Source organism: Achromobacter sp. (assembly GCF_049647645.1).
Taxonomy (GTDB): Bacteria; Pseudomonadota; Gammaproteobacteria; order Burkholderiales; family Burkholderiaceae_B; genus Achromobacter.
This window is the reverse complement of the sequence record NZ_JBARYB010000005.1, coordinates 1-11,489: the sequence shown is the minus strand read 5'-3', so window position 1 is coordinate 11,489 and position 11,489 is coordinate 1. Positions and strand designations below refer to the sequence as shown.

The following is an 11,489-nucleotide window of genomic DNA, read 5'->3' as shown; positions in this document are numbered from 1 at the left end:
GCCCGCAACCTGCGCCGCGGCCAATGGCGCGCCGGCGCCGAGCTGGACCTGCACGGCCTGCGGGTGGAGCAGGCCCGCCATGCCCTGCTGTCGTTCCTGGACGAATGCCAGGAACACGGCATCCGCTGCGTGCGCGTGGTGCACGGCAAGGGCTACGGCTCGCAGGGGCTGGAACCGGTATTGAAGGACAAGGCCCGCACCTGGCTGGTGCAGAAAAGCGAAGTGCTGGCTTTTTCCGAAGCGCCCGAACGCGAAGGCGGCGCGGGCGCCCTGCTGGTGCTTCTGCGGCAATCCGAAGGAGCGCGCAAATGAAGTGGCTCTACCTGGGCGTGGCCATCATCGCCGAGATCTTCGCGACCAGCGCGCTCAAGGGATCCGAAGGCTTCACCCGCCTGGCGCCGTCCATCGTGACGGTGTTCGGCTACCTGATCTCGTTCTACTTCCTGTCGTTGACGCTGCGCGAAATCCCCGTAGGCATCGCCTACGCCATCTGGTCCGGCGTGGGCATCGTGCTGATTTCCATCGTCGGCGCGGTGCTGTTCAAGCAGCACCTGGACACGCCCGCGCTCATCGGTATCGGGCTCATCATCGCCGGCGTGGTGGTGATGAACGTCTTCTCGAAGTCCGTTTCGCATTGAAGCCTCGCGCGCCCTCGACGGCGAACTTCCGTGTCCGCCGCTGGCTGGTAGCCAGTCTGTGTCTGGGCAGCCTGGGCCTGCTGCCGAGCGGGAATGCCCAGGCCCAGGACTTCAACCGCGCCGCCGAACTCGTGCGCTACCGCGCTTGGCTGACCGTTTTCAAGCAAGACCTGGAGCGGCTGTCCACTTCCCCTCGCCCGCTCTCGGAAACCGAGCTGGACGCGATGTTCGCCCGCACGGTGGCGCCCGGCACGCGCGGCGCAGGGTTCATCCGCCAGGCCTTCACGCAGCGCGGCGGCGAGGGGACCTACTTTCCGAAACCGGGCCCACGCACCGTGTTCCTGGCCGTGCTGGACAGCGCCATCCCCGCCGGCCAGGGCGGTCTGTACCCGGAAGCGGACGCGGCCCTGAACGTCGCGGACCTGACCGTCTGGTACCTGCATGTGGATGTCGGCGACATGACCAATACCTATCTGCTTTCGGGCGAGCACTTCACGCCTTACCGGCTGCCGCCGCCCGGCAAGCTGGAGCGCAACGCCTACCCCTTCCTCCTCATGGACACGCGCGACCGCGCCCTGCGCCTGGGCGGCGTCAGCAGCGAACTCTGGGGGCTGATCGCCTACCTGCACAATGCCACGCTCTGATGCCGCGCTGCGCCTGCTTGCGCTGACGGCGCTTTCCATGGCGCCCGGGCTGGCGAGCGCGCTGTGCGAACCGCTGGCCGCGTCCGCGCAGCGGCACACCGGGGTGATGGACATTTCCCTGGACGACACGAATACCTTGCTGGCGCTGGACGGCTCGCGCATCCCTTCATGGCTGCCGAGCGTCGCCATCGACACGGGCGCGCGCGCCAGCGCCGTCATCTGGGCCGAACGCGTGGACTGGTCGGTCTACGCCGCCGCGCCGGACGCCCGCATCGGCGTCACGCTGCTGCGCTGGGAAAGCGCTCCCGACGGCCGCCGGCATTTATGCGGGATCGCCCGCTACAGCGCGGGCGCCGTCGACGCAGCCCGCGCATCAGGCAAGGCCGCGTTGCCTGCTCCAGATGCCGAAACGCGCTTCTACTATGACGCCGCCGGCCGGTTGACGGGCTACGAGGAGCGCTCGCGCACCTGGGAAGGCCGGCCCAACCGGCCGGTGCGCTACTGCCTGCGCTACGACGCGCGCGGCTGGCTGGCCGAGCTTGGCGCCAACGATTGCGCCGCGGCGTCCCGGCCAGTGACCCGCTACGTGCATGACGCGGCGGGTCGCCTGCTGCGCACCATTTCCTACCAGGACAAGTCCGAAGATGCGTTTGAAGTCGTGACGCATGACGCCCTGGGCCGCAAGGCGCAACGCTATTTGCGCCAACGCAAGACATGGTCGGACGAGCCGCCCGTGCTGGGCCTGCCCTACCGCGCAAGCCCGAACCAGTACGCCGTGCTGGTGCTGCCCGGCCCGGCCTGGAAAGCGCCTGCGCTGGACTCGTACCATTACGACTGGGCCATCGTGCAACCCAAGCAGATTGCCGGGGACACGGCCAGCATCTATGTCGCCCGGCGCGACCCCGCCCAGGTGCTGGCAACAGGCAACAGCGGCAACGACGGACGGTTCGCCATGAGCGCCGCGCAACGCAAGCGGATCTGGGAGGCCGCCGGCCAGACGCCGGGCGGCGTGCAATGGCTGTGGGCGCCCGGCCAGACCTATACCTTGCTGCAAGCCATGCCCGCGGCGCTGTGGGCTTCCTGCATCGACCCCGAAAACCGCAGGGCCGATGCCTGCGAAACGCTCTAGGCGTTTTCGCCAGGCGGCTTGGGCGCGCCCGGATGGCGCAAGTAATCCACCAGCGCCAGCGTGGCGCGGTCGGGCGGAGGTGTCAGCAGGGACACCACGATGATCGTCAGGAAAGCCACCGGCGCGCCGAACACGCCCGCCGCGATCGGCTGGATGCCCCACCACAGATCCACCGGCTGCGTGCGCGAAATGTCCAACACCCATTCGCGCAGCCAAGGATGCGTGTGCGTCATGTAGGCGAACGTCACCGCCAGCCCTGCCGCCATGCCCAGCGTCGCGCCCCATTTATTGGCGCGGCGCCAGAACACGCCCATGACCAGCGCCGGGAAAAAAGACGAAGCCGCAAAGGAAAATGCAGCCGACACCATGAAGAGAATGTCCGCCGGTTTGCGCGCGGCTACCCAGGCGGCGCCAAAAGCCACCAGCAGCAGCAGGATCTTGGAAACCATCACGCGGCGCGCGGCCGACATGCGCGGCGACACCATGCGGTACCACATGTCGTGCGACAGGGAGTTGGACAGGGTCAGCAACAGGCCGTCGGCGGTGGACAGCGCCGCGGCCAGGCCGCCCGCCGCCACCAGGGCCGAAATCACGTAGGGCAAGCCGCCGATTTCCGGCATGGCCAACACCACCACGTCGGCGCCCATGCTGATCTCGCTGAGCTGCACGATGCCGTCGCGGTTGACGTCGGTCACGTCCAGCAGATTGCTGTCGACGGCGCTCCAGGCATGCACCCAGTTGGGCAGGCTGAGGAAGCTGGATCCCACCACCTGGGTATAGACCTCGTATTTCACCAGCAGCGCCAGCGCCGGCGCCATGAAGTACAGCAGCAGGATGAACAGCAACGACCAGCACACCGACTTGCGCGCCTCGATGACTGAAGGCGTGGTGTATGAGCGCATCAGGATATGCGGCATGCCGGCGGTGCCCAGCATCAGACAGAGCACCAGCGCCAGGAAGTTGATGCGCATGTTGCGCCGCTCTTCCGGGTCCTTGGAGGGAAAAGGCTCGGCATGCGGCGTGGCTGGCGCCGCCCTGGCCTCGAACGTGGCTTTGGACTGCGACCACGCAATGCGCGCCTCTTCCACGCTGCCGGGGTAGCTGGACAGCTCGCGCTCCGCCGAGCGGATCTCGACCATGGGCGCGTCGGTGGCGTTCAGTTGGGCCAGCCGGCTGCGCAGCTTGTCTTTTTCCAGCGTCCAGGATTCGGGCAATGCCGCCACCCGGCGGCCCATCTCGTTGGCGCGCTCCTGCCAAAGCCGGCGCGCCTCGATTTCGGACGGGTCGTTCTGCAGGTACACCTCTTTTTCAGTGACCTGCTGCAGCACCACGCCGGCCGACAACTGCGGTATCGGCATATTGGTGTGCTTGATCGACAGCCACACCACCGGCACCAGATAGGCAATGACCAGGATGATGTACTGCCCAACCTGGGTCCAGGTGACCGCGCGCATGCCTCCCAGGAACGAACAGACCAGCATGCCGCCCAGCGCCACGAAGATGCCTAGCTCGAACGAGATGCCGGTCATGCGCGTGGTGATGATGCCCACGCCGTAGATCTGCGCCACCAGGTAGGTGAAGGAACAGAGAATGGCGCAGGCCACGCCCGCCAGGCGCGGCATGTTGCCGCCATAGCGCGCGCCCATGAAGTCGGGAATGGTGTATTGGCCGAAGCGGCGCAGGTACGGCGCCAGCAGCATCGCCACCAGCACATAGCCGCCGGTCCAGCCCATGATGTAGGCCAGCCCGCCATAGCCCGTCAGGTAGAGCGTCCCCGCCACCCCGATGAAGGACGCCACCGACATCCAGTCGGCCGCCGTGGCCATGCCGTTGTAGATCGCCGGCACCCGGCGGCCCGCGACGTAGTACTCAACCTGGTCCGAGGTCCGGCAGACGATGCCGATGCCGGCGTACAGGCTGACCGTGACCAGCAGGAACACATAGCCGATCCAGTTGCGCGGCATGCCCAGGATCTCGGCCAGCGCCATCAGCAGGATCATCAGCGCGAAGCCCGCCGTGTAGAGCACGTAGATGCGGCGCAGCCGGACTCTGAATTGCTGGGGTGTATCTCCGCTGAAAAACGGCATCAGCGGCGCCCTCCCGGCTCTTCGAAGCGTTCATCGGCACGGTTCATGACCCGGGCGTAGATGCCGATGATGATCAGGTAGGCCAGCGGCGCGCCATAGGCCGCCATCCAGAATGCGAAGGGCCAGCCTATGAAGTCGAAGTTCAGGCTGCGGGCGAAATAGGCGGGAATGAAGGTCAGCGCGGCCCAGACGACGAGCAACACCAGGATCAACCGCAGATTGCGGCGCCAATAGGGAGTCGAGGCTGGCTTTGAGGATGAAAGACGCGATTCCGACATAGCTGGGATGAGCGAACCCTGTCTGATTATCGCGAAACGCGGCGCCTGAAAAACCCATGCACTTGAAATGCCGGCTTTTTATGCGACAACGGCTGGCACCTGGTGCCAGCCGCTGTGCGTTTTGCTTTTTTTGGGTACTGCTTTACTTTTTTTATGTACCGGTGCCGCCGGTATTTGCCCATGCAGGGCTTTGTCTCCTCACCTGCATGGGATGAGATTCTGCACCAGAAGCGGGATTGTCACACTAGGGGAATGCCCTAAGAAGGAGCATTCATTTACATATTTCCAGCACCAACTTGGTGCATTTTGGTATCGAGATTCTAAATATTGGGATTTTTCGGCCGCCACGGGGCGATTCCAATTCCGAAAATCCCGCCGCTCGCCTGCCCTTTCAGCGGATCCCCGGCATGGGCCATCGCGGTGTGCGCGCCATGCCCGCATTCGGGCAGCAGCCATCCGGGCCACGTTTACGTTTCATTTATATCCCCCTCCCAAACGTATACCCCGTTTTTACCCCCTGCTCCGTAACCTGCCGGTGTCCTGATTGGTCACTACGCCTGCCCGGCGCGCATCCGTATCCGCCGCGCAGGCCCGTCGTTCGAAGGGAGCGTCGCTCCCTGGGAGGAAATACGTGGATGCCATTTATATCGCCATCTTCGCCGTCATGGCCGGGTTGACTTTCGCCCTGCTCCGGTTCTGCGAAGCCTTGTCTTCGGGAGAGCAACCATGAGCTGGCTCTATTGGCTGAGCGGCCTGACGGCTGCCCTGTTGTTCGTGTACCTGCTGGTCGCGCTGTTCAAACCGGAGAAATTCTGATGACCGCCGAATTCGTCGGATTGCTGGTCGTGTACCTGGCAGTCCTGCTTGCGATCGCGCCCCTGCTCGGGCGCTATATCCGCATCGCCATGGAAAACGGGCAGTCGCGGCTGACCGCCTGGGGCCGCCCGATAGAACGCGGCATCTACCGGCTGGCGGGCATAGACCCGCAGGCCGAGATGGGCTGGAAGCGCTACGCCATGGCGGTGCTGGCCTTCAACATCATCGGCATCGCGGCGGTCTACGCCTTGCAGCGCCTACAGGGCGTGCTGCCGCTGAATCCCGCCGGCATGGGCGCGGTGTCGCCGGATTCCGCCTTGAATACCGCCATCAGCTTCGTCGCCAACACCAACTGGCAAGGCTATGGCGGCGAATCGACGATGAGCTACCTGACGCAGATGCTGGCGCTCACGGTGCAGAACTTCGTCTCGGCCGCCACCGGCATCGCCGTGCTGTTCGCCCTGATCCGCGGCCTGTCGCGCCATTGCTCGGCCACGGTCGGCAATTTCTGGACCGACATGGTGCGCAGCACGCTGTACGTGCTGCTGCCGCTGTCCCTGGTGCTGGCGCTGGCGCTGGTCAGCCAGGGCGTGATCCAGAATTTCAGCCCCTACCAGGAAGTCCAGACCATCGAGGCCGTGCACTACGATCAGCCCCGCATGGACGCCCAGGGCCAGCCCGTGCTGGATGCGCAGGGCCAAGCCGTGACGGATCCCGCAGTCAGCAAGACCCAGACCCTGGCCATGGGCCCGGTCGCCTCGCAGGAATCGATCAAGCTGTTAGGCACCAACGGCGGCGGCTTCTTCAACGCCAACTCCGCCCACCCCTACGAGAATCCCACGCCGCTGGCCAACTTCCTGGAGATGCTGGCCATCCTGGCGATTCCCGCCGCGCTGTGCTTCTCGTTCGGCGAGATGGTCGGCAGCCGGCGCCAGGGCATCGCGATCCTGGCGGCCATGACCGTGCTGTTCGCGGTATTCGCGCTGTCCGCCGCCTATTTCGAGCAGCAGCCCAACCCGATGGCGGCCCAGGCCGGCGCCGACAGCGCGCTCAGCGCCTTCTCCCCCGGCGGCAACATGGAGGGCAAGGAAACCCGCTTCGGCATCGCCGCCACCTCGCTGTTCGCCACCGTCACCACGGCGGCCTCCTGCGGCGCCGTCAACGGCATGCACGATTCGCTCAATGCCATGGGCGGGCTGACGCCGATGCTGCTGATGCAACTGGGCGAGGTGGTCTTCGGCGGCGTGGGCTCGGGTCTGTACGGCATGCTGGCCTTCGCCATCCTGGGCGTTTTTATCGCCGGGTTGATGATAGGCCGCACTCCGGAATACCTGGGCAAGAAGATCGAGGCCTACGACATGAAGATGGTCTCCATCGTCATCCTGGCCACCCCGCTGCTGGTGCTTTGCGGCACGGCGCTGGCGGTCTCGTTGGCGGCCGGCCAGGCAGGGGTGCTGAACCCCGGCATCCACGGTTTTTCCGAAATCCTTTATGCCCTGACCTCCGCCGCCAACAACAACGGCAGCGCCTTCGCCGGATTGTCCGCCAACACGCCGTTCTACAACGTGCTGCTGGGCATCGCCATGTGGTTCGGCCGCTTCGCCATCATCGTCGCCATCCTGGCGATGGCCGGCTCGCTGGCCGCCAAGCGCAGGCATCCCGCCGGCCCCGGCAGCATGCCCACCACCGGCCCGCTGTTCGTGGTGCTGCTGATAGGCGCGGTGCTGCTGGTGGGCGCTTTGACATACGTGCCTGCGCTGGCTCTCGGCCCGGTCGCGGAACACCTGCAATTGAAAGGCTAGGAATGAAAATGGCCAAGATTGAAACCTCTACTACAGGCGCCGGCGGCGGCGCCGCCCGCGCCACGGCTAGCGGCGCCCATGAACGCCAGTTCGGCATGTGGTCGCGCGCCCTGGTCGGCCCCGCGGTGCTGGACAGCCTGCGCAAGCTCTCGCCCGCCGCGCAGCTGAAGAATCCCGTGATGTTCGTGGTCTACGTGGGCAGCATCCTAACCACGGTACTGTGGATCATGGCGTTGCGCGGCCAGGCCGAGGCGCCCGCCGGATTCATCCTGGCGATCAGCGTGTGGCTATGGTTCACGGTGCTGTTCGCGAACTTCGCCGAAGCCCTGGCCGAAGGCCGCGGCAAGCAACAGGCGGCCACCCTGCGCGGCCTGCGCACCACCATCGACGCCCGCCTGCTGAAAGGCTTCCGCGACGCCGACGCCGCCACGGCTCAACCCGGCGCCTGGCGCAGCCAGGCCGTCAGCCAGCCTTCCGGCCTGCTGCGCCGCGACGACGTGGTCCTGGTGGAGGCGGGCGAGACCATCCCCGGCGACGGCCAGGTCATCGCCGGCGTGGCATCGGTGGATGAAAGCGCCATCACCGGCGAATCCGCGCCCGTGATCCGCGAATCCGGCGGCGACTTTTCGTCGGTGACCGGCGGTACCCGCGTGCTGTCGGACTGGATCTTCGTGCGTATCGCCGCCGATCCAGGCGAGAGCTTTCTGGATCGCATGATTTCCATGGTCGAAGGCGCCAAGCGCCAGAAGACGCCGAACGAGCTGGCCTTGACCATCCTGCTGGTCGGCCTGACCGTGGTGTTCCTGCTGGTGGTCGTCACCCTGATGCCGTTCTCGATCTACGCGGTCAACGCCGCCGGCGGCGGTTCCGCCGTCACGGTGACGGTGCTGGTCGCGCTGCTGGTCTGCCTGATCCCCACCACCATCGGCGGCCTGCTGTCGGCCATCGGCGTGGCCGGCATGAGCCGCATGATGGGCGCCAACGTCATCGCCACCTCGGGCCGGGCGGTCGAAGCCGCGGGCGACGTGGACGTGCTGCTGCTCGACAAGACCGGCACCATCACCTTCGGCAACCGCCAAGCTTCCACCTTCCTGCCGGCGCCCGGCGTGTCCGCGCGCGAACTGGCCGAGGCCGCGCGCCTGGCCTCGCTGGCCGATGAGACGCCGGAAGGCCGCAGCATCGTCGCGCTGGCCGACAAATCCATCCACGCGCCGGCCGCGGCCATGGCGCACGCCGAGTTCGTGCCCTTCACCGCGCAATCGCGCATGAGCGGCGTGAACCTGAACGGCCGCATGATCCGCAAGGGCGCGGTCGACGCCGTGCAGGCCTGGCTGGCCGCGCAGGACTCGGCAGTGCCGGAACCGGCCCTGCGCCTGGCCGAGGACGTGGCGCGCCGCGGCAGCACGCCGCTGATGGTCAGCGACGGCAACCGCGCGCTCGGCGTGGTCGAACTGAAAGACATCGTCAAGCCGGACATCCAGTCGCGCTTCGCGGAACTGCGCCGCATGGGCATCAAGACCGTGATGATCACGGGCGACAACAAGCTCACGGCCGCCTCCATCGCCGCCGAGGCCGGCGTGGACGATTTCCTGGCCGAGGCCACGCCCGAGGCCAAGCTCAAGCTGATTCGCGCCTACCAGGCGGAAGGCCGGCTGGTGGCGATGACGGGCGACGGCACCAACGATGCGCCCGCGCTGGCGCAGGCCGACGTCGCGGTGGCGATGAACTCGGGCACCCAGGCCGCCAAGGAGGCGGGCAATATGGTGGACCTGGATTCCAACCCCACCAAGCTGATCGAGATCGTCGAGATCGGCAAGCAGATGCTGATGACCCGCGGCGCGTTGACAACCTTCAGCGTGGCCAACGACGTGGCCAAGTACTTCGCCATCATTCCGGCCGCCTTCGCCACCGTCTATCCGCAGCTCAACGTGCTCAACATCATGGGTCTGGCCACGCCGGCCTCGGCCATCCTGTCGGCCGTGATCTTCAACGCGCTGATCATCGTGGTGCTGATCCCGCTGGCGCTCAAGGGCGTGCGCTACCGGGCGCTGGGCGCGGCCGTACTGTTGCGCCGCAATCTGCTCATCTATGGCCTGGGCGGCCTGCTGGTGCCGTTTGCCGGCATCAAGCTGGTCGACATGGTGCTGGCCGCCCTGGGCTGGGCCTGAGCCCCGAACTGCAAGGAAACCATCATGAAAAATTCCACCTCACTGCCGCGCCAAGGCGGCATCCTGCGCCCCGCGCTGGTCGTCTTCGCCGCACTGTCACTGGTGACCGGCCTGGCCTACCCCTTCCTGACCACGGGCATCGCCGCCGCGGTCTTCCCGCACGAAGCGGCCGGCTCGCTGATCAAGCAAGGCGATCGCGTCGTGGGTTCGGAACTGATCGGCCAGTCGTTCAGTTCCCCCGGCGACTTCTGGGGCCGCCCGTCCGCCACCGCGCCCATGCCGTACAACGGCGCGGGCTCCGGCGGTTCGAACCTGGGGCCGCGCAATCCGGCGCTGGCCGACGCCATCCAGGCGCGCATCGCCGCGCTGAAGGCGGCCGATCCCGACAACCCGGTCCCCGTGCCGGTGGACCTGGTCACCGCCTCCGGCAGCGGCCTGGATCCGCACATCAGCCCGGCTGCCGCGGCCTACCAGGCGGAGCGCGTGGCGCGCGCGCGCAACCTTCCGCGCGCGCAGGTCGATGCCCTGATCCAGTCCCATACCGAAAAGCCCTGGCTGGGCGTGCTGGGCGACCCCGCGGTCAACGTGCTGACGCTCAACCTGGCGCTAGACCAATTGCGTCCGGCGCGCTGATGCCGCGGCGTATAGTATTGCCAGCCGTTCCCTCCCACTCATTGCGCGTTCATGGCTGATATCGCTGGCGAGCGTCCCGATCCCGACGCGCTCTTGAAGACCCTGGACGACGCCGCGCGCCAGGCGGTGCGCGGCAAGCTGCGCGTCTACTTCGGGTCATCGGCCGGCGTCGGCAAGACCTACGCCATGCTGGAGGCGGCCCGCGCGCAGGCCGCCCAGGGGGCCGACGTGCTGGCCGGCATCGTCGAAACCCATGGCCGGCGCGAAACCGCCACGCTGCTGGAAGGCCTGCCCGTCCTGCCGCTGCAGGACGTGCCGTACCGCGGCCACGTGCTGAAGGAATTCGACCTGGACGGCGCGCTGGCCCGCCGCCCTGACCTGGTGCTGGTGGACGAGTTGGCCCACTCAAACGCGCCGGGCTCGCGCCACGCCAAACGCTGGCAGGACATCCAGGAACTCCTGACGGCCGGCATCGACGTCTGGACCACGTTGAACGTGCAGCACCTGGACAGCCTGAACGAAGCGGTGGGCAGCATCACCGGCGTGCGCGTCTGGGAAACCGTGCCCGACGCAGTCTTCGACGCGGCGGACGAAGTCATCCTGGTGGACCTGTCGGCCGACGAGCTGCTGCGCCGCTTGAAGGAAGGCAAGGTCTACCTGCCCGAGCAGGCCCGCCACGCCACCCGCAATTTCTTCCGCAAAGGCAACCTGATTGCGCTGCGCGAGCTGGCGCTGCGCCGCACCGCCGACCACGTCGACGACGACGTCCAGGCCTATCGCCGCGACCGCGCCATCGAACCGGTATGGCGCACGCGCGAGGCCGTGGTCGCCTGCATCGGCCCGGACGTGGACGCCGAATACGTCATCCGCAGCGCACACCGCCTGAGCCAGCAGCTGGAATGCGATCTGCACGTGGTCACCATCGACACGCCGCGCGCGGCGCCGCCGCCCCAGGCCGAACAGGAACGCATCCAGCGCAGCCTGGCCCTGGCCGATGCGCTGGGCGCGCGCAGCGAAACCCTGGCCGGCGGCGACATGGTGGACGCCGTGGTGCGCTATGTGCGCCGCCACAACATCACCAAGGCCATCATCGGCCGGACCCGCGCCAGCGGCCTGCAACGCCTGCGCCTGTCGTTGTCCGCCCTGCTGACCGCAGCCATCTCGCCGGGCTGGCTGTGGCGCCGCCACAGCTTCGCCGACATGCTGGCCGCCGGCTGCCCCGAGATCGACATCATCCGCCTGGGCGCGCCGCCGCTACCCGCCGCCGCCGCGCCCGGACGCGACCCGCTTACGC

10 protein-coding genes and 1 pseudogene are annotated in these 11,489 nt (G+C 67.1%); 9 read left to right on the top strand and 2 right to left on the bottom strand.

What is annotated here, in order from left to right; genetic code table 11:
- The 4 genes from WBB14_RS00375 to WBB14_RS00360 form a co-directional block, all read left to right on the top strand.
- The coding region (locus tag WBB14_RS00375; RefSeq protein WP_424238073.1) for a Smr/MutS family protein at positions 1-312 on the top strand (312 nt) is incomplete at its 5' end.
- Positions 309-638 carry a DMT family transporter gene (locus WBB14_RS00370; protein ID WP_424238072.1) on the top strand — a complete coding sequence of 110 codons (330 nt, stop codon included), beginning with the start codon at positions 309-311 and terminating at the stop codon, positions 636-638. The genes WBB14_RS00375 and WBB14_RS00370, both read left to right, overlap by 4 nt.
- Positions 635-1,282: a hypothetical protein gene (locus tag WBB14_RS00365; RefSeq protein WP_424238071.1), complete on the top strand. Its 648-nt coding sequence runs from the start codon at positions 635-637 to the stop codon at positions 1,280-1,282. The genes WBB14_RS00370 and WBB14_RS00365 overlap by 4 nt, the downstream gene beginning before the upstream one ends.
- The gene (locus tag WBB14_RS00360) at positions 1,269-2,411 is read left to right on the top strand and encodes a hypothetical protein (RefSeq protein WP_424238070.1); all 1,143 of its coding nucleotides are present in this window, start codon (positions 1,269-1,271) and stop codon (positions 2,409-2,411) included. The genes WBB14_RS00365 and WBB14_RS00360 overlap by 14 nt, the downstream gene beginning before the upstream one ends.
- Here the strand turns inward: WBB14_RS00360 and WBB14_RS00355 are convergent.
- Entirely contained in the window at positions 2,408-4,498 is a 2,091-nt protein-coding gene (locus WBB14_RS00355) for a sodium:solute symporter family protein (protein ID WP_424238069.1), read from the bottom strand. The genes WBB14_RS00360 and WBB14_RS00355 overlap by 4 nt on opposite strands.
- Complete coding sequence (locus WBB14_RS00350; RefSeq protein WP_424238068.1) at positions 4,498-4,776, bottom strand: DUF4212 domain-containing protein; 279 nt, start codon at positions 4,774-4,776, stop codon at positions 4,498-4,500. Before WBB14_RS00350 ends, WBB14_RS00355 begins: the two co-directional genes overlap by 1 nt.
- Positions 4,777-5,502: 726 nt before the next feature.
- Here WBB14_RS00350 and kdpF point away from each other — a divergent pair.
- The 5 genes and pseudogenes from kdpF to WBB14_RS00325 all read left to right on the top strand — a co-directional run.
- Complete coding sequence (kdpF, locus tag WBB14_RS00345) at positions 5,503-5,592, top strand: K(+)-transporting ATPase subunit F (protein WP_035183859.1); 90 nt, start codon at positions 5,503-5,505, stop codon at positions 5,590-5,592.
- On the top strand, positions 5,592-7,394 hold the full coding sequence (gene kdpA, locus WBB14_RS00340) for a potassium-transporting ATPase subunit KdpA (RefSeq protein WP_424238067.1): 1,803 nt from the start codon (positions 5,592-5,594) through the stop codon (positions 7,392-7,394). Before kdpF ends, kdpA begins: the two co-directional genes overlap by 1 nt.
- An 8-nt stretch (positions 7,395-7,402) precedes the next feature.
- Positions 7,403-9,562 (top strand): potassium-transporting ATPase subunit KdpB, encoded by a 2,160-nt coding sequence (kdpB, locus tag WBB14_RS00335; protein ID WP_424238066.1) that lies wholly within the window; start codon positions 7,403-7,405, stop codon positions 9,560-9,562.
- 24 nt (positions 9,563-9,586) lie between these two features.
- Positions 9,587-10,195, top strand: coding sequence for a potassium-transporting ATPase subunit KdpC (gene kdpC, locus WBB14_RS00330; RefSeq protein ID WP_424238065.1), 609 nt, complete (start codon positions 9,587-9,589; stop codon positions 10,193-10,195).
- A gap of 51 nt (positions 10,196-10,246) precedes the next feature.
- Positions 10,247-11,489 (top strand): annotated as a pseudogene (locus WBB14_RS00325) (two-component sensor histidine kinase); the annotation flags it as partial.